The following is an 18,925-nucleotide window of genomic DNA, read 5'->3' on the forward strand; positions in this document are numbered from 1 at the left end:
GCACCCCCTCGCGGCCCCGTGGACACGGCTACCCGAGCGGCACGGCGTCCCGGCTCAGGAAGGCCAACCGGGCCCGCTTCTCCGGCAGTTCGATCTCCGGTCCGAGGACGAACCCGGACCGGAGCAGCCGGGCGATCGCCTTGTCGTTGCGGGCGTCGGGTTCGACCACGATCCGCCGCCGGGCCGGGTCCGCCAGCACGAAGCCGAGGAACACCGCGATCAGCGTCTCGCTGAAGCCGCGCCGGGATTCCCCGGTGCACGGGCCGATCAACAGGTGGACGCCGAAGTCACCGGGCTGGACGTCGTAGTACTCCCCCACCGGATCGGCCTCCGGCTGGTAGGTCTGGAAGAGCGCGACCGGCCGGCCGTCCCGCCACAGCAGGTACGCGTGGTGCGTGTCGAGCGAGTCGAGGTAGGCGTAGATCTCGTGCACCCGGGCCCGGTCGGCGTCCAGCATGCCCCAGAAGCGGGCCCGTTCCTGGGTGACCCAGGAGTGCAGCAGGTCGAGGTCGGCCACCGGGTCGACCGGGACGATCCGGACGGTGCCGAAGCCGTCCACCGTCCGCTCGTGCACGGCCCGGCGCGTGGGGGACTCAGCGGTGGTCATCGTGCTCCTTGGTGAGGCGGGTCCAGTCGGTGATCACGGGGATCAGCTCCCCGCGTAGCCAGTACGGCAGTTGGTCGCGCCGGTGGGTGTCGCCGGGCCGGCCGGAGGCGCCGAAGGGCACCACCCACCCGCTGTCGTCACGCCGGTCGAGGTCCCAGACGTAGCGGGCGGCCGGGCCGCGGGCGCTGCGGTCGGTGAGGCCGGGGACGCTGGAGGTAGCCAGCACGCAGTCGTGGTCGCCGGCCAGCTCGGGCCAGCGCTCCTCCGGCCCGGTGGGCCAGGCCCGCCAGGGCGCGAGCCGGTGCCGTTCGCCCCACCGGACGGTCGGCGGGCCGTCCGCGGCCAGCTCCTCGACGGCGGCGGCGAGCAGCTCGGTCCGGTCCGGCTCGGACAGCAGGCCGCCGGTGAGCACCCCGTTCAGCGCGTACCCGATCCGCAGCAGCAGCGCCAGCCACGGCTGGAAGAGCTCGGGGTACGGGTTCGGCTCGGCCAGCCGGGCCAGCTCCGGGCGCGCGGCCAGCCGTCGCACCAGCGCGGTCCGCAGCGCGGCGAAGCACGCCGCGTCGGTGCTGTCGGCGGCCATCCGCCGGTCCCAGGCCAGCAGGCGGTCGCGCAACCCGGCGGCCCGCGGGGAGAGCCCGGCCAGACCGGCCAGCAACGCCAACAGCGGTTCGGCGGCGGCCAGGTGGGTGTCGGTGTGGACGGCCTTCTGGTCCGCGGCCCGCCAGGGCGTCGGTGCGTCCAGCAGTGCGCGGATCCGCTCGGCCCGGTACGGCGGGGCGAACTCGACCCCGAGCGGCTCGGCCAGTCCCCGCTGGTTGGCCATCACCGCGATCCCGTCCACCGCCTCGCGCGGCATCGGCTGCCAGCCCCGCCAGGCGTGCTCGGCCGACCAGGCCGGCACCACCCGCAGCGCGTTGTCGGGGTGGCGCAGCGGCACCGCGCCGGCCACCCGGTGCAGCAGCCCGCCCGCGGTGTCCGCCGCCTGCACCACGTTGACCGGCTCGGCCCAGCGGTCCAGCGCCCGGTCCACGTCGGCCACGGTCCGCGCCCGGAGCAGGGCGGGCAACGCCTCGAAGCCCAACTCCTCACGCACCCGCGGCGGGTAGCGCAGGCTGAGGGCCGGCCCCGGCCCGTCCGGTCCGCCGATCACCACCGGGCCGCGCTCGGTCTCGATCACCTCGATCCGGACCGGGTCGGCGCCGGCCACCTCGATGGTCTCGGTGTGCACGGCGGCGGGCCGCGGACCGTCCGGGCCGAGCGCCTCCAGCACGCCGTCGGCGCGGCGGCGCAGCCGTTCCCGGTAGAGGTCCTGGTAGTCGGCCATCGCGTTGGTGATCGCCCACGCCACGGTACCGGTGTGACCGAAGTGGGCGAGCCCCGGGACGCCCGGGACGGCCAGCCCCACCACGTCGAACTCCGGGCAGGCCAGGTGGACTTGCTGGTAGATGCCCGGGTCCTCGATGAACCGGTGCGGGTCGCCGGCGATCAACGCGGCGCCGCTCGCGGTCCGCTCGCCGGCGATCAGCCAGCCGTTGCTCCCGGCGGTGCCGGGGCCGTCGGTGGCGAACAGCCCGATCCGGTCGGGGCCGAGCCGGCCGGCGACCTCCTCGCGCCAGAGCTTGCCGGGGAAGCCGGCGAAGAGGACGTGGGTGGAGAGCCAGACCGCCAGCGGGGTCCACGCCTGCCAGCGACCGGGGTTGAGCCCGCTGGCGGCGAACTCCGGTGCTCGGTGGGCGGTTTCGGCCAGGCCGGCGTTGACCCCCGCGACATAGGCGGTGACCCAGGCGGCGGTCGGCGCGTCCAGGTGGTCGAAGCAGCGGCGGGCGGTGTCCGCCAGTCGGGCCCGTCGGGCGAAGGTGTCCCAGCCGAGCGCCTCGGCTCCCAGGAAGGCGGCGGTGGTTCCCAGCGCGCGGTGCCGCTCGACCTCGATCTGCCAGGCCCGGTCGACGGCGGCGTTGCGCCCCTGGGCGAAGGCGAGTTCGTTCGCGCTGTCGGCGCGCAGGTGCGGGATGCCCCAGGCGTCCCGGTAGGTCTCGATGCTCACACCGGCTCCTGGCGTCGAAGGCGTCGGCGGGCCGCCGGCACCACCAGCGGGGTACCGGTCTCCGGGTCGTCGATGACCTGGCACGGGAGCCGGAAGACCTCCTCGACCAACTCGGCGGTGACGGTCTCGGCCGGTGGCCCGACCGCCACCACCCGCCCGTCGCGCACCGCGATCAGGTGGGTGGCGTAGCGGGCGGCGTGGTTGAGGTCGTGCAGCACGGCCACCAGGGTGCGGCCCTGCTCCTCGTGCAGCCGGGCGCACAGGTCGAGGACCTCGATCTGGTGGGTGATGTCGAGGTAGGTGGTCGGCTCGTCGAGCAGCAGCAGTGGGGTCTGCTGGGCGAGCGCCATGGCGATCCACACCCGCTGCCGCTGGCCGCCGGACAGCTCGTCGACCAGGCGGTCGGCCAGGTCGGCGACCCCGGTGGCGGCCATCGACTCGGCGACCACCCGCTCGTCCTCGGGCGACCACTGGCGGAGCAGGCCCTGGTGCGGGTAGCGGCCGCGGGCGACCAGCTCGGCCACCGTGATCCCGTCCGGCGCGACCGACGTCTGGGGCAGCAGGCCGAGGGTGCGGGCGAGCCGCCTGGCCGGCAGCGCGGCGATGTCCTGACCGTCCAGCAGGACGCTGCCGCGCACCGGCTTCAGCATCCGGGCGAGCGCGCGCAGCAGGGTGGACTTGCCACAGGCGTTCGGCCCGACGATGACGGTGAACGAGCGGTCCGGGATGGCGACGGTCAGTTCCTCCGCGATGATCCGCCGCTCGTAGCCGAGGGTCAGCCCCTGGCCCTTCAGCCGGAACCGGTCGGGCACCCGGGACTGCTCGGGCTCGTGCATCTGTCCTCCGTCGTCGGCCGCGGTTCCGCCGCGGGTGGTCGAGTCGCTCATATCCGGCCCGCCTTCCGTTCGGTGGCGAGCAGCCACACCAGATAACCGCCGCCCAGCACGCCGGTCACCACGCCGACCGGCAACTCGTGGCCGGGAACGGACCGTTGGGCGACCCAGTCGGCGGCGACCAGGAACGCCGCGCCGAGCAGCGCCGAGGGCAGCAGGTTGGGCCCGGGCGCCCTGGTCAGCCGGCGAGCCACCTGCGGCGCGGTGAGCGCGACGAAGGAGACCGGGCCGGCCGCCGCGGCGGCGAAGGAGGCCAGCAGCACCGCGGCGGTCAGCAGCACCAGCCGCAGCCGCTCGACCGGCACGCCGAGGGCGTACGCCGTGTCGTCCCCCAGCTCGATCATCCGCAGCGCGGGCCCGCAGCAGAGCACCACCGGGACCAGCACGGCCAGCGCGACCAGCAGCGGCCCGGCGACCTCCCAGCCACGGCCGTTCAGGCTGCCGGTGAGCCAGAGCATCGCCCGTGCGGCGTCCATCAGTTGGGCCCGGGTCAGCAGGTAGCCGTTGACGCCGGTGAGGATCGCCGACACGCCGATGCCCACCAGCACCAGCCGGTAGCCGTGCACTCCACGCCGCCAGGCCAGCGCGTACACCAGCACACCACTGGCCAACCCACCGGCCACCGCGCCGCCGGCCAGCGCCAGGCTGCTACCGCCCGCGACCACCACGACCAGCGCCCCGGCCGCCGCGCCCTGGGTGAAGCCGAGCACGTCCGGGCTGCCCAGCGGATTGCGCACCACCGTCTGGAAGACCGCCCCGGCCAGCGCCAGCGCGACGCCGACCAGCAGGGCGGTGACCACCCGGGGCAGCCGCAGCTGTTGGACGATGAACTCGTCGGCGGGTGAGCCGCCGCCGGTGAGCGCGCGCAGCACGTCGGCCGGGGGGATCGGGTAGTCGCCGCTGCCGAGCGCCAGCACGGCGAGCAGGGCGGTCAGCAGCGCGCTGCCGCCGGCCACGGCCAGCGCCCGGGGGCGGAAGCGCAGCGAGATCCCACCCGGCAGCCGCAGCACGCCGGTGCTCCGATGCGTTGTCATGCCTGGGCCACCCTTCCGCGGCGGATGACGGCGAGGAAGAACGGCCCGCCGAGCACCGTGGTCACGATCCCCACCTCGAGTTCGCCGGGCCGGCCCAGCACCCGTCCGAGCACGTCCGCGCCCAGCAGCAGCACCGGCGCGAGCAACGCGCAGTAGGGCAGCAGCCAGCGCAGGTCGGGGCCGGTGAGCGCGCGCACCACGTGCGGCACCAGCAGCCCGACGAAGACGATCGGCCCGCAGGCGGCGGAGGCCGCCCCGCACAGCAGGGTCACCGCGACGATGGCCGCGACCCGGACCCGACCCGGGTGGGCGCCGAGCGCGCGGGCCGAGTCGTCGCCCAGGGCCAGCGCGTTGAGCGGCCGGGCCAGCGCCAGCGCCAGCACCAGGCCCACCGCGACGAACGGCAGCATCGCGACCACCGTGCCGGGAGTGGCACCGGCGAGCGAACCGACCGTCCAGAACCGAAGGCGGTCGAGCGCGGTGGTGTTCAGCAGCATCACCGCGCTCACGTAGGAGTAGCAGACCGCGTTGAGCGCCGAGCCGGCCAGCGCGAGGCGGGCCGGGGTGGCGCCACGCCCGCCGCCCACCGCGTACACCAGGACCGACACGACCGCGGCGCCGGCCAGCGCGAACCAGACGTAGCCGGCGAAGGTGGCCACGCCCAGGAACGAGGCGGCGGTGGCGGCGGCGGCCGAAGCGCCGGCGTTGATGCCGAGCAGGCCGGGGTCGGCGAGCGGATTGCGGGTCAGCGCCTGCATCACGCCGCCGGCCAGGCCCAGCGCGATGCCGGCCACCAGGCCGAGCAGGGTGCGCGGCAGCCGCATCTGGTGCACCACCGGGTAGCTGGCGGCGCTCCGGTCGAGCAGGCCGTGCCAGACCTCGCCGAGCGAGAGCTCCTTCGCCCCCACCCCGATGCTGAGCGCGAGCACGAGCAGCAGGAGCAGCAGGGAGCCGGCGAGGCCCGCGGCTCGGGCGGCGGCCCGGCTCCCCGGGGGCCGACCGCGTGGCGGCGGTGCGGCCGCCAGGTCGGCGGTGGCCGGCGAGCTGCGGGTGACGGACACGGTGGCTCCAGGGCGGCCGAGGAGCGGGCAGTCGCCCCCTCCGGACAGTTACTTAGGATAGGTTAACCTAACTTCCGCCGTGGGTATCACCCCACTTTTCGCGCACCTGTGAGAGTGAGAGACCGTCATGCCACTGTTCAGAAACACCACTTCGCTCTCCCGGCGCGGTCTGCTCGCCGCGGGCGGCGTCGCCGGGCTCGGCGCGGTCCTCGCCGCCTGTGGCAAGCACGGCGGCTCGACCGCCACGTCCGCCCCGGCCGCGGGCCACCCGAGCGGCGGCCCCTGGTCCTTCACCGACGACCGCAAGACCACGGCGACCACGAAGAGCACCCCCAGCCGGATCGTCGCCTTCACCGGTACCGCGGCGGCCCTGGTCGACTTCGGCGTCGACCAGCAGATCGTCGGCGTCTTCGGCGAGACCAAGCTCGCCAATGGGCAGGCCGACCCGCAGGCCGGTGACCTCGACGTGAACAAGGTGACCATCATCGGAAACGCCTACGGCGACTTCGACATCGAGAAGTACGCGGCCCTGCGCCCCGACCTGCTGGTCACTCACATGTACGACCCCGGCGCGCTCTGGTACGTGCCGGACGAGAGCAAGGACAAGATCCTCCAGCTCGCGCCGGTGGTCGGGATCACCACCGCCCGGGTCCCGCTGACGACCCCGATCCAGCGCTACGCGGAGCTGGCCCAGTCACTGGGCGCCGACCTGAACGCCAAGAAGGTCACCGACGCCAAGGCCCGCTTCGAGGCCGCCGCGGACGCCGTGCGCCAGGCCGCCAAGGCGAGCGGCGGCCTCAAGGTGATGGCCGCCTCCGGCAGCGCCGACCTGCTCTACGTGTCCAACCCGGGCTACAGCGCCGACCTGATGTACTTCGCCCAGCTCGGAGTCGACCTCGTGGTCCCGGACAAGCTGGACACCGGCGGCTACTACGAGAGCCTCAGCTGGGAGAACGCGAGCAAGTACGCCGCGGACCTGATCCTGCTCGACGACCGCAGCACGGCCCTGCAGCCGAAGGACCTGGCGGCCAAGCCGGCCTGGAGTCAGCTGCCGGCCGTCAAGGCGAACCAGATCACCCCGTGGGACGCGGTGCCCCGGTACTCCTACGCGGGTGCGGCACCGCTGCTGGAACGGCTGGCCAAGGCCATCCAGAGCGCCAAGAAGGTCAGTTGAGCCGCCGATGAGCAGCGACATCGTCTCCGGGCAGTACCGCTTCTTCGACGCGCGCGTGCTGCGCAGCCGCCGGCTGGGACCGACCATGGTGCGGATCACCCTCGGCGGCGAGCAGCTGCGCGCCTTCACCTCGGGCGGCCGGGACCAGAGCTTCTCGCTCTTCCTGCCGCACCCCGGGCAGCACGCCCCGGTCCTGCCGGACCGCACCGGCGAGGGCTGGTTCGCCGCCTGGCGGGCGGTGGACGAGTCCGAGCGGGCCGTCATGCGCTCCTACACGATCCGCGCCCAGCGCCGCGAACCGGCCGAACTGGACGTGGACTTCGCACTGCACGGCGATCTCGGCCCGGCCTCCCGGTGGGCGGCCGGGGCCGGGCCCGGTGACCGGGTCGTGCTGCTCGGCCCGGTCACCGAGGACAACCGCAGTGTCGGCTTCCGCCCGCCGGACGACACCGACTGGTTGCTGCTCGCCGCCGACGAGACCGCGCTGCCGGCGGTCGGCGGAATCCTGGAGTGGCTGCCGCCGCACACCCGGGCCCTGGTCTTCGTCGAGGTCCCGAACGCGGCGGACATCCAGGACCTGGACGCCCCCGCCGAGGCGGAGATCACCTGGCTGGTGCGCGAGAGTGCCGCCCCCGGAGCGGGCGGCCCGCTGCTGGCGGCCGTCCGGGCGGCCGAGCTGCCCGCGGGCACCCCGTACGCCTGGATCGCGGGCGAGTCCGGTGCGGTCCGGGCGCTGCGCCGGCACCTGGTCGGCGAGCGCGGATTCGACCGCCGCCTGGTGGGGTTCTCCGGGTACTGGCGGCTCGGCACCTCCGAGGAGCAGTTGCTCGCGGAGAAGCTGGCCGCGGCCACCGGTTGACGACCCGGCCCCGGGGTGCCGGCGGTCCGCATTCCGCGGAGGGCACCGACCTCGGGGAACTTAGGTTAGGCTAACCTAAGTTCCCCGATCGGCTCCGACTCTTGAGGACTTGACCATGAGTTACCCGGGACACCCCGTCGACGCCCCGCTGACCGTCGACGCCCCGCCGGCAGGAGCCCGCGCGCACCTGTTCAACGACCGTACGGTGGACCACTACCGGGTCTCGCTGGCGCACGGTGTCGACCGAGTGGCCACCCGGATCGCCGGCACCGAGCGGCCGTTCAGCGGGATATCCCCCGACGAGCTGGCCCCCGGGCTGGCCGGGATCGACCTGGAGCGGCCGCTCGGTGACATCGCGGGGGCGCTCGACGAGTTGGAGGACGTCTACCTGCGGGACGCCGTCTACTTCCACCACCCGCGCTACCTGGCCCATCTCAACTGCCCCGTGGTCATACCGGCGTTGCTCGGCGAGGCGGTGCTCAGCGCGGTCAACTCCTCGCTGGACACCTGGGACCAGAGCGCCGGCGGCACCCTGATCGAGCGCCGGCTGATCGACTGGACGGCCGAGCGGGTCGGGCTCGGTCCGGACGCCGACGGGGTGTTCACCAGCGGCGGCTCGCAGTCCAACTTCCAGGCCCTGCTGCTGGCCCGCGAGGAGGCCTGCGCGGCCGGCTCCCGCTCCGACCTGCTGCCCCGACTGCGGATCCTGGCCTCCGAGGCCGGCCACTTCAGCGTGCAGAAGTCGGCCAAGATGCTCGGCCTCGCCCCGGACGCCGTGATCACGGTGGCCACCGACCAGGACCGCCGGATGCGGCCCGCCGTGCTCGCCCGCGAGCTCGACCGCTGCCGCCGCGAGGGGCTGGTGGTGATGGCCGTGGTCGCCACCGCCGGCACCACCGACTTCGGCTCCATCGACCCGCTGCCGCAGCTCGCCGAGGTGTGCGCGGCGGCCGGGGTGTGGCTGCACGTGGACGCCGCGTACGGCTGCGGGCTGCTGGTCTCGCCCACCCGCCGGCAGCTGCTGGACGGCATCGAGGGGGCCGACTCGGTGACCGTCGACTTCCACAAGTCCTTCTTCCAGCCGGTCAGTTCGAGCGCCCTGCTGGTGCGCGACCGAGCCGTGCTGCGGCACGCCACCTACCACGCCGACTACCTCAACCCGGCCCGGATGGCCGAGCGGCGGATCCCCAACCAGGTCGACAAGAGCATCCAGACCACCCGCCGGTTCGACGCCCTCAAGCTCTGGCTGACCCTGCGCGTGATGGGCGCGGACGCGGTCGGCGAGCTCTTCGACGAGGTGGTGGACCGCGCCGCCGACGCCTACGACCTGCTCAGCGCCGACCCGCGCTTCGAGGTGGTCACCAGGTCACAGCTGAGCACCGTGGTCTTCCGCTACCTGCCGCCGGCCGGCCCGGAGCGCGAACTCGCCGACGACGCCAACCTGTTCGCCCGCGAGGCGCTGGCCGCCTCCGGCGAGGCCGTGGTCGCCGGCACCAAGGTGGACGGCCGGCACTTCCTCAAGTTCACCCTGCTCAACCCCGAGACCACGCTGGACGACATCGCCCAGGTGCTCGACCTGCTCGCCGAGCACGCCGGCGGCTACCTGCGCGCGAAGACCGCCGCCGAGCCGGTCCGCCGAGCCGGCTGAACCACCGCCCCCCGAACACCCTCCGCACGGGAGACCCGCATGTCCACCCACGATTTCATCGCCATCGGGCTCGGCCCCTACAACCTGGGCCTGGCCTGCCTCACCGAGCCGATCGGCGAGCTCGACGGCCTGTTCCTGGAGAGCAAGCCGGACTTCGACTGGCACCCCGGCATGCTGCTGGAGTCCGCCACCCTGCAGACGCCCTTCCTCGCCGACCTGGTCACCCTGGCCGACCCCAGCTCGCCCTACTCGTTCCTCAGCTACCTGAAGGAGACCGGGCGGCTCTACCCCTTCTACATCCGCGAGCGGTTCTACCCGGTGCGCACCGAGTACAACGCCTACTGCCGTTGGGCCGCCGGCAAGCTGCGCAGCATACGCTTCGGCCACGAGGTCACCTCGGTCGAGTACGACGAGCACGAGGGCCACTACGCCGTGCACGCCCGGCAGTCCGGCACCGGCGAGACCGTCGTCCACCACGCCCGGCACCTGGTGCTCGGCACCGGCACGCCGCCCTACCTGCCCGAGGCCTGCCAGGGCCTGGGCGGCGACTTCGTACACAACTCGGCCTACCTGGAGCACAAGGCGGCGCTGCAGGCCAAGCGCAGCATCACCGTGGTCGGCAGCGGCCAGAGCGCGGCGGAGATCTATCACGACCTGCTCGCGGACACCGACACCGACGGCTACCGGCTGAACTGGGTCACCCGCTCGCCGCGCTTCTTCCCGCTCGAATACACCAAGCTCACGCTGGAGATGACCTCCCCCGAGTACGTGGACTACTTCCACGCCCTGCCGGAGGAGACCCGCTACCGCCTGGAGGCCGAGCAGAAGGGCCTGTTCAAGGGCATCGACGCCGAACTCATCAACGGTATCTACGACCTGCTCTACCAGAAGAGCCTGGGCGGGCCGGTGCCCACCCGGCTGTTCACCAACACCGCGCTGACCAGCGCGAGTTATGACGAGGCGAGCGGTGGCTACCGGCTCGGACTCCACCACGTCGAGCAGGGGCGGGAGTTCGCGCTCGACACCGAGGGCCTGGTGCTGGCCACCGGCTACCGCTACCGCCCGCCGGCGTTCCTGGAACCGGTCCGCGACCGGATCCGCTGGGACCGGCGCGGCCGCTTCGACGTCGCCCGCAACTACAGCATCGACGTCACCTGCCGCGGCATCTTCCTGCAGAACGCCGGGACCCACGCCCACAGCATCACCTCGCCCGACCTCGGCATGGGCCCCTACCGCAACTCCTGGATCATCCGCGAGCTGCTCGGCCGCGAGCACTACCCGATCGAGAAGACCATCGCCTTCCAGGAGTTCGGCGCGCCGCAGGGGGTGGTCGCATGAGCGTGAGCGTGAGCACCACCGTCTTCCGGCGCCACGACGACCGGCTCGGCGACTTCGAGCTGCGCCCGCTCGACCCGGAGGCCGACGCCGCCCTGCTGCACGGCTGGGTGACCCACCCCAAGGCGGCCTTCTGGATGATGCTCGACGCCGACCTGGACCAGGTCCGCGCCGAGTACCGCCGGATCGCCGACGCCGCCGGCCACGACGCCTTCCTGGGCCTCGTCGACGGCCGGCCGTCCTTCCTGGCCGAGCGCTACGACCCGGCCAGGGTCGAGCTGGTCGGCCTGTACGACCCGGAGCCGGGCGACGTCGGCATGCACTTCCTCTGCGCGCCCACCGACACCCCGCGGCACGGCTTCACCCGGGCCGTCCTCGGCACCGTGATGGCCTGGCTCTTCGCCGACCCGACCACCCACCGGGTGGTGGTCGAGCCGGACGTCCGCAACACCGCCGTCCAGGCGCTCAACGCCGCGGTCGGCTTCACCCCGCTGCGCACCATCCACAAGCCCGAGAAGGACGCCCTGCTCAGCATCTGCACCAGGGACCGGTTCCTCGCCACCCAAGGAGCATCCACGTGCTGACCCCGTCCACCGGCGACCCGCGCACCACGGACCCGGTGGCGGCCACCGCCCACCTGACCCCGGCCGCCTGGGCGCGCGCCAACCGCCTGCTGGTCCGCAAGGCGCTGGCCGAGTTCTCGCACGAGCGGCTGCTCGCCCCCGAGCCGACCGCGCCGGGCCACTACGCCGTGCGCGGCGACGACGGCACGGTGGAGTACCGCTTCGCCGCCCGACGGCTCAGCCTGGACCACTGGCAGATCGACCCGGACAGCCTCAGCCGCCACCGCGGCGAGGTCGAACTCCCGCTCGACGCACTGGACTTCTGCCTGGAACTGCGCGGCACGCTGGGCCTGACCGACCGGATCCTGCCGGTCTACCTGGAGGAGATCGGCGCCACCCTGGCCGGCACCGCCTACAAGCTCGGCAAGCCGCCGGTCAGCGCCGCGGAGCTCGCCAAGGCCGACTTCCAGGCCATCGAGAGCGGCATGACCGAGGGCCACCCCGGCTTCGTCGCCAACAACGGACGGATCGGCTTCGGCGGCGACGAGTACCACGCCTACGCGCCGGAGGCCGCCGCCCCCATCCGGCTGATCTGGCTGGCCGCCCACCGCGACCACGCGACCTTCAGCTGCTGCGCCGACCTCGACTACGACCGGCTGATCGACGCCGAACTCGGCGCGGACACCCGGGCCCGGTTCGCCGACACGCTGACCGGTCTGGGCCTCGACCCCGACGACTACCTGTTGCTCCCGGTGCACCCCTGGCAGTGGTGGCACAAGCTGTCGGTCACCTTCGCCGCCGAGCTCGGCAACCGGCGCCTGGTCTGCCTCGGGCCGGGCGAGGACGAGTACCTCGCCCAGCAGTCGATCCGTACCCTCTTCAACCGCAGCCACCCGGACCGGCACTACGTCAAGACCGCCGTCTCGGTGCTCAACATGGGCTTCATGCGCGGACTTTCGGCCGCCTACATGGAGGGCACCCCGGCCATCAACGACTGGCTGGCCGAACTGATCGCCGGTGACGAGGTGTTGCGCGGCACCGGGCTGACCATCATCCGCGAGCGGGCCGCCATCGGCTACCGGCACCGGCAGTTCGAGACCGCCACCGACCGGTACTCGCCGTACCGCAAGATGCTCGCCGCGCTCTGGCGGGAGAGCCCGGTCACCGCGGTGGAGCCGGGTCGCCGGCTGGCCACCATGGCCTCGCTGCTGCACACCGACCGGGACGGCCGCTCGTTCGCCGCCGCGCTGATCGAGCAGTCCGGGCGGGCCCCCGAGCGGTGGCTGCGCCGCTACCTCGACGCCTACCTCAAGCCGCTGCTGCACAGCTTCTACGCCTACGGGCTGGTCTTCATGCCGCACGGCGAGAACGTCATCCTGGTGCTGGACGGCGGCACCGTCGAGCGGGCGATCTTCAAGGACATCGCCGAGGAGATCGCGGTGATGGACCCGGACACCCAACTGCCGCCGCAGGTACGGCGGATCCAAGTGGAGGTGCCCGAGGAACTCCAGCTGCTCTCCATCTTCACCGACGTCTTCGACTGCTTCTTCCGCTACCTCAACGCGATCCTCACCACCGAGGGCGTACTGGACGAGGACACCTTCTGGCGCACTGTCGCCGAGTGCGTCCACGACTACCGGGACGCCGTCCCGCAGTTGGCCGACCGGCTGCACCGATTCGACCTGTTCGCCGAGGAGTTCGCACTCGCCTGCCTCAACCGGCTGCAACTGCGCGACAACCAGCAGATGGTCGACCTGGCCGACCCGTCCGGCGCCCTCCAGCTGGCCGGCACGCTGCGGAACCCGATCGCCCGTTTCGGACCCCGACCGTGACGGTCAACCCCGTCCCCACCAGGCGGTGGTGGGCACTCGCGGTGCTCTGCCTGGCCCAACTCGCCGTGCTGATCGACAACACCGTGCTCACCGTGGCCGTGCCCACCCTCAGCCGGGATCTCGGCGCCGGCACCGCCGACGTGCAGTGGATGGTCAACGCCTACTCGCTGGTCCAGGCCGGCCTGCTGCTCGCGACCGGCAGTGCCGCCGACCGCCACGGCCGGCGCCGGCTGCTGCTGGCCGGGCTGGCGGTCTTCGGCCTCGGCTCGCTGGCGGCCGGACTCGCCCACTCCACGGTCCAGTTGGTCGCGGCCCGGGCGGCCATGGGGGTCGGCGGCGCGCTGCTGCTCACCACCACCCTGGCGTTGGTGATGCAGCTCTTCGACGAGACCGAGCGCCCCCGGGCGATCGGCGCCTGGAGCGCCGTCAACGCCCTGGGCTTCGCGGCCGGCCCGCCGATCGGCGGTCTGGTACTGGCGCACTTCCACTGGGGTGCGATCTTCCTGCTCAACCTGCCGATCGTGCTGCTCGGCCTGGTCGCCACCCCGCTGCTGGTCCCGGAGTCGCGCGGCTCCGGGGCCGGCCGGCCCGACCTGCCCGGGGCGCTGCTCTCCAGCACCGGGCTGGCCACGGTCGTCTACGCGATCACCGCGGCACCCGGGCACGGCTGGCCGGCCCCCCGGGTGCTGCTCCCGGCCCTCGGTGGCGCCCTGCTGCTCGCCGCCTTCGCCCACTGGCAGCGGCGGGCCCGGCACCCGATGCTGGACCCGCGCTTCCTCCGCGACCGGCGCTTCCTGGGCGCGGTCGCGGGCGTGCTGCTGATCACCTTCGGCAGCGCCGGCGTGCTCTTCCTGCTCGCCCAGCAGCTGCAGTTCGTCCGCGGCTACCCGCCGCTTGAGGCGGGCCTGCGGATGGCGCCCTTCGCGCTCACCGTGGTCGTGCTCAACCTGGCCGGGCTCTCCGGCCGGCTGATCCGGCGGCTCGGATCACCGGGCGCCATCGCGCTCGGCATGGCCCTGCTGGCCGGCGGGTTCGCGGTGGCCGCCCGCTCCGGACCGGACGGCTACCCCGTGCTGCTGCTCGGGCTGGTGCTGATGGGCGCCGGCTGCGCGCTCGCCAACCCGGCCATCGTCGAGGCGGTGCTGGGCGCGATCCCGCCGGACCGGGCCGGCGCGGGGGCCGGGATCGACGCCACCCTGGCCGAGGTCGGCAGCAGCCTGGGCGTGGCCGTCCTCGGCGCGGTACAGAACGCCCGGTTCGGCTCCCTGCTGCCCGCCTCGCTGGCCGGCGCCGGCTCCCTCCCGGCCGCCCAGGCCGCCACCCCCACCGCCACCGACCGCGCCGCCGTGCTGACCGCCTTCGCCTCCAGCGTCGAGACCGCCCAACTCGCGGGTGCGACCGTCGTGCTGGCGGGCGGCTGCCTCACCGCCCTGCTCCTCCGCCGAGCCGGCCGGCGCTGAGCCGGCCAGCAGTGGCCCGACCGGCACCGACCGGGCCACGGTCGAAGCGGCGTGTCCGCGCGCGCCGACCGCACACCCGGCGAGCGCGGACACTCCGCCCGGATCCCCCGCGCGCTCCCCCTATTCCCGCCCGGCAACCACCCCGATCGGCCTAGGGGCTGACACCCCGACGGGCCCCGAGGCGGGCACGAACGAGCCGCTCGGCCGGGGCGCCGGCCCCGTTACCCGGTGCGGCACTCCCCGCACCCGGGAGTGCAGCGAGGGAAACGTCACACCGTAGGGGTCTGCTGCGGCCCTGCTCACCCGCATTAACCTTCCCCCATGACGGTCCTGCCCGAAGGGCTTCCTCTGGCCGCCGAGTTCCCGGATGCAACCCGTGAGCAGTGGCAGCGTCTTGTCGAAGGCGTGCTGCGCAAGTCAGGTGCGCAGAACGTGACCGGCACGGACGCCGAGGAGGCGCTCACCACTCAGCTCCAGGACGGCCTGCGCGCCCGTCCGCTGTACACCGCCGAGGACGCCCCGGCCGATGCCGGCTACCCCGGCTTCCCGCCGTTCGTGCGAGGCGGCCGCCCGGAGGGCTCGGCCATCGCGGGCTGGGACATCCGGCAGCGGCACGCCGACCCGGATCCCCGACGCACCAACGAGGCGATGCTGGCCGACCTGGCGAACGGGGGCACCTCCCTCTGGCTGACGGTCGGCGCGGCGGGCCTGCCGGTCGCCGACCTGCCGGCCGCCCTGGACGGCGTGTACCTCGACCTGGCCGCCGTGGTGCTCGACGCCGGCGCCGACTTCACTCCCGCCGCCGAGCGCTTGCTCGCCCTCCTGACCGAGCGCGGCGTCCCGGCCGAGGCGGCCGCGGGCAACCTCGGCGCGGACCCGCTGGCCCTGCTCGCCCGCACCGGCGAGGCCGAGGCCACCTCGGCCCACCTCGCGGAGGCCGCCGAGCTGGCGGCGCGCTGCGCCCGGACGTACCCCGGGCTGCGCGCGCTCACCGTCGACTCGCTGGCCTACCACGACGCCGGCGCCTCGGCCGCCCAGGAACTCGGCTGCTCGCTGGCCACCGGCGTGGCCTACCTGCGCCTGCTGACCGCCGCCGGGCTGTCCGTGGACGCGGCCGCCGGACAGCTGGAGTTCCGCTACGCCGCCACCGAGGACCAGTTCCTCACCATCGCCAAGTTCCGCGCCGCCCGCCGGCTCTGGGCCCGGGTGGTGCAGGCCTGCGGTGCCCCGGCCGAGGCGGCGGCGCAGCGCCAGCACGCGGTGACCTCCAGCGTGATGATGACCGAGCGCGACCCGTGGGTGAACATGCTGCGCACCACGGTGGCCTGCCTGGCCGCCGGGGTGGGCGGCGCGGACTCCGTCACCGTGCTCCCCTTCGACGAGGCCGTCGGCCTGCCGGACGCCTTCGCCCGCCGGATCGCCCGCAACACCCAGTCGATCCTGCTGGAGGAGTCGCACCTGGCCCGGGTGGTGGACCCGGCCGGCGGCTCCTGGTACGTGGAGCGGCTCACCGACGAGCTGGCGCACGCCGCCTGGGGCTGGTTCCAGGAGATCGAGCGGGCCGGCGGCCAGCGGGCGGCCCTCGACTCCGGGCTGATCGGCGAGCGGATCGCCGAGACCTGGGCGAAGCGCTCGGTCGCGCTGGCCAAGCGGCGCGAGCCGGTCACCGGCGTCAGCGAGTTCCCCAACCTCGGTGAGCAGCCGCTGGTCCGCGAGCCCGCACCGGCGCCGCTCGGCGGCGGCCTGCCCCGGGTGCGCCGCGCCCAGGCGTACGAGGCGCTGCGCGCCCGCTCGGACGCGCGGCTGGCCGCGACCGGCGCCCGGCCTCGGCTCCTCCTGGCCTCGATCGGCTCGGCGGCCGTGCACACCGCCCGTTCGACCTTCGCCGCCAACCTCTTCCAGGCCGGCGGCATCGAGACCGTCGCCGCCGAGGGCGTCGAGGCGGCCGCGCTGGCCGAGGCCTTCGCCGCGAGCGGGGCGACCGTCGCCTGCCTGTGCTCCGGCGACCAGCAGTACGCGGAACACGCCGAGGCCGTCGCCAAGGCGCTGAAGGCCGCCGGCGCCGCGAAGGTGCTGCTGGCGGGACGACCGGGAGAGCTGGGCGAGGCGTACCGGCGCGCGGGCGTCGACGAGTTCGTCTTCGCGGGCTGCGACGCGGTCGCGGTCCTCTCCACCCTCCTCGACGAGATCGGAGCGGCGGGATGATCCCCGACTTCACCACCATCGGCCTGGACGGGGACCCCGCCGAGGTCAGCGGCGAGCGGTGGCGGTCCGCCTGGCGGCAGGCCACCGGCCGGGACGTCGAGGAGCAGCTCTGGGAGACCCCGGAGGGCATCGGCGTCAAGCCGCTGTACACCGGTGAGGACCTGGCCGGACTGGACTTCCTGGGCACCTACCCGGGCGTCGCGCCGTACCTGCGCGGACCGTACCCGACGATGTACGTCAACCAGCCGTGGACGGTCCGCCAGTACGCGGGGTTCTCCACCGCCGAGGAGTCCAACGCCTTCTACCGCCGCAACCTGGCCGCCGGCCAGAAGGGCCTGTCGGTCGCCTTCGACCTGCCGACCCACCGCGGCTACGACAGCGACCACCCGCGGGTGACCGGTGACGTCGGCATGGCGGGCGTGGCCATCGACTCGATCTACGACATGCGCCAGCTCTTCGACGGCATCCCGCTGGACCGGATGTCGGTGTCGATGACCATGAACGGCGCGGTGCTGCCGGTGCTGGCGCTGTACATCGTGGCGGCGGAGGAGCAGGGGGTGCCGCCCGAGAAGCTGGCGGGGACCATCCAGAACGACATCCTCAAGGAGTTCATGGTCCGCAACACCTACATCTATCCGCCGCAGCCGTCGATGCGGATCATCTCCGACATCTTCGCCTACACCTCGCAGCGGATGCCGCGCTACAACTCGATCTCCATCTCCGGCTACCACATCCAGGAGGCCGGTGCCACGGCCGACCTGGAGCTGGCCTACACCCTGGCCGACGGCGTGGAGTACCTGCGGGCCGGCCTCGGCGCGGGCCTGGACGTGGACGCCTTCGCACCCCGGCTGTCGTTCTTCTGGGCGATCGGCATGAACTTCTTCATGGAGATCGCCAAGCTGCGGGCGGCCCGCCTGCTGTGGGCCAAGCTGGTCGGCCAGTTCGACCCGAAGAACACCAAGTCGCTCTCACTGCGCACCCATTCGCAGACCTCCGGCTGGTCGCTCACCGCGCAGGACGTCTTCAACAACGTCACCCGCACCTGCGTGGAGGCGATGGCCGCCACCCAGGGCCACACCCAGTCGCTGCACACCAACGCCCTCGACGAGGCGCTGGCCCTGCCGACCGACTTCTCGGCGCGGATCGCCCGCAACACCCAGCTGATGCTCCAGCAGGAGTCGGGCACCTGCCGGGTGATCGACCCGTGGGGCGGCAGCGCGTACGTCGAGAAGCTCACCCACGACCTGGCCCGCCGTACCTGGCAGCACATCCAGGAGGTGGAGGCGGCCGGCGGCATGGCCAAGGCGATCGACGCGGGCATCCCGAAGCTGCGCGTGGAGGAGGCCGCCGCCCGTACCCAGGCGCGGATCGACTCCGGCCGCCAGCCGGTGATCGGCGTCAACAAGTACCGGGTCGCCAACGACGAGCAGATCGACGTGCTCAAGGTCGACAACTCCTCGGTCCGTGCCCAGCAGGTCGAGAAGCTGCGGCGGCTGCGGGCCGAGCGCGACGAGGCCGTCTGCCAGGACGCGTTGCGCGCGCTGACCGCCGCGGCCGAGTCCGGCCCGCGGGGCGGCGGTTCGCTGGAGGGCAACCTGCTCGCCCTCGCGGTGGACGCCGCCCGGGCCAAGGCGACCGTCGGCGAGATCTCCGACGCCCTGGAGAAGGTGTACGGGCGGCACTCCGGCCAGATCCGTACCATCTCCGGTGTGTACCGAGACGAGGCAGGACCGTCCGAGGGCGTGCAGCGCACCCGCGAGCTGGTCGAGAGATTCGAGGAGGCCGAGGGCCGGCGCCCGCGCATCCTGGTCGCGAAGATGGGCCAGGACGGGCACGACCGCGGCCAGAAGGTGATCGCCACGGCCTTCGCCGACCTCGGCTTCACCGTCGACGTCGGACCGCTCTTCCAGACCCCCGCCGAGGTGGCGCGTCAGGCGGTGGAGGCCGACGTGCACATCGTCGGCGTCTCCTCGCTCGCCGCCGGGCACCTGACCCTGGTGCCGGCGCTGCGCAGCGAACTCGCCGAGGCCGGGCGGGAGGACATCACCATCGTGGTCGGTGGCGTCATCCCGCCGCAGGACTTCGACGCGCTGTACGAGGCCGGCGCCGCCGCGGTCTTCCCGCCCGGCACGGTCATCCCGGACGCGGCCCACGACCTGCTGAGGACGCTCGCCGCCGACCTCGGCCACGAGTTGTGAGCCGCTGAA

Annotated in this window: 14 protein-coding genes; 9 read left to right on the forward strand and 5 right to left on the reverse strand. The window is 73.6% G+C overall.

From position 1 onward, the window contains the following. Positions 1-28 precede the first annotated feature (28 nt). From ACZ38L_RS21630 to ACZ38L_RS21650, 5 genes are read right to left on the reverse strand one after another with little or no spacing between them, the layout of a single operon-like run. Positions 29-607: a GNAT family N-acetyltransferase gene (locus tag ACZ38L_RS21630; RefSeq protein WP_465695929.1), complete on the reverse strand. Its 579-nt coding sequence runs from the start codon at positions 605-607 to the stop codon at positions 29-31. Beyond that, positions 594-2,654, reverse strand: coding sequence for a penicillin acylase family protein (locus ACZ38L_RS21635; protein ID WP_465695931.1), 2,061 nt, complete (start codon positions 2,652-2,654; stop codon positions 594-596). Before ACZ38L_RS21635 ends, ACZ38L_RS21630 begins: the two co-directional genes overlap by 14 nt. After that, positions 2,651-3,490: an ABC transporter ATP-binding protein gene (locus ACZ38L_RS21640; protein ID WP_465696022.1), complete on the reverse strand. Its 840-nt coding sequence runs from the start codon at positions 3,488-3,490 to the stop codon at positions 2,651-2,653. Before ACZ38L_RS21640 ends, ACZ38L_RS21635 begins: the two co-directional genes overlap by 4 nt. Before the next feature lie 47 nt (positions 3,491-3,537). Continuing rightward, positions 3,538-4,581, reverse strand: a complete 1,044-nt coding sequence (locus ACZ38L_RS21645) for a FecCD family ABC transporter permease (RefSeq protein ID WP_465695933.1) — start codon at positions 4,579-4,581, stop codon at positions 3,538-3,540. Further along, a complete protein-coding gene (locus tag ACZ38L_RS21650) occupies positions 4,578-5,642 on the reverse strand; it encodes a FecCD family ABC transporter permease (RefSeq protein WP_465695935.1) in 1,065 nt (354 codons plus the stop codon). The genes ACZ38L_RS21645 and ACZ38L_RS21650 overlap by 4 nt, the downstream gene beginning before the upstream one ends. A 127-nt stretch (positions 5,643-5,769) precedes the next feature. On the opposite strand from ACZ38L_RS21650, the gene ACZ38L_RS21655 reads away from it, so the two are divergent. The 9 genes from ACZ38L_RS21655 to scpA all read left to right on the forward strand — a co-directional run bounded on the left by ACZ38L_RS21655 (position 5,770) and on the right by scpA (position 18,916). Then, positions 5,770-6,816 (forward strand): ABC transporter substrate-binding protein, encoded by a 1,047-nt coding sequence (locus tag ACZ38L_RS21655; RefSeq protein ID WP_465695937.1) that lies wholly within the window; start codon positions 5,770-5,772, stop codon positions 6,814-6,816. A 7-nt stretch (positions 6,817-6,823) separates the two neighbouring features. Beyond that, positions 6,824-7,675, forward strand: coding sequence for a siderophore-interacting protein (locus ACZ38L_RS21660; RefSeq protein ID WP_465695939.1), 852 nt, complete (start codon positions 6,824-6,826; stop codon positions 7,673-7,675). A 115-nt stretch (positions 7,676-7,790) separates the two neighbouring features. Continuing rightward, positions 7,791-9,323: a pyridoxal phosphate-dependent decarboxylase family protein gene (locus ACZ38L_RS21665; protein ID WP_465695943.1), complete on the forward strand. Its 1,533-nt coding sequence runs from the start codon at positions 7,791-7,793 to the stop codon at positions 9,321-9,323. Between the two features lie 39 nt (positions 9,324-9,362). After that, positions 9,363-10,661, forward strand: coding sequence for a lysine N(6)-hydroxylase/L-ornithine N(5)-oxygenase family protein (locus ACZ38L_RS21670; protein ID WP_465695947.1), 1,299 nt, complete (start codon positions 9,363-9,365; stop codon positions 10,659-10,661). Then, entirely contained in the window at positions 10,658-11,242 is a 585-nt protein-coding gene (locus ACZ38L_RS21675; protein WP_465695951.1) for a GNAT family N-acetyltransferase, read from the forward strand. The genes ACZ38L_RS21670 and ACZ38L_RS21675 overlap by 4 nt, the downstream gene beginning before the upstream one ends. Continuing rightward, complete coding sequence (locus ACZ38L_RS21680) at positions 11,236-13,053, forward strand: IucA/IucC family protein (protein WP_465695955.1); 1,818 nt, start codon at positions 11,236-11,238, stop codon at positions 13,051-13,053. The genes ACZ38L_RS21675 and ACZ38L_RS21680 overlap by 7 nt, the downstream gene beginning before the upstream one ends. Next, the gene (locus ACZ38L_RS21685; RefSeq protein ID WP_465695958.1) at positions 13,050-14,513 is read left to right on the forward strand and encodes an MFS transporter; all 1,464 of its coding nucleotides are present in this window, start codon (positions 13,050-13,052) and stop codon (positions 14,511-14,513) included. Before ACZ38L_RS21680 ends, ACZ38L_RS21685 begins: the two co-directional genes overlap by 4 nt. A gap of 321 nt (positions 14,514-14,834) precedes the next feature. Next, positions 14,835-16,718 carry a methylmalonyl-CoA mutase small subunit gene (gene mutA / locus ACZ38L_RS21690; protein ID WP_465695961.1) on the forward strand — a complete coding sequence of 628 codons (1,884 nt, stop codon included), beginning with the start codon at positions 14,835-14,837 and terminating at the stop codon, positions 16,716-16,718. Further along, a complete protein-coding gene (scpA, locus tag ACZ38L_RS21695; RefSeq protein ID WP_465695965.1) occupies positions 16,715-18,916 on the forward strand; it encodes a methylmalonyl-CoA mutase in 2,202 nt (733 codons plus the stop codon). The genes mutA and scpA overlap by 4 nt, the downstream gene beginning before the upstream one ends. Positions 18,917-18,925 lie beyond the last annotated feature (9 nt).

Source organism: Kitasatospora sp. NPDC024654, from assembly GCF_055559155.1.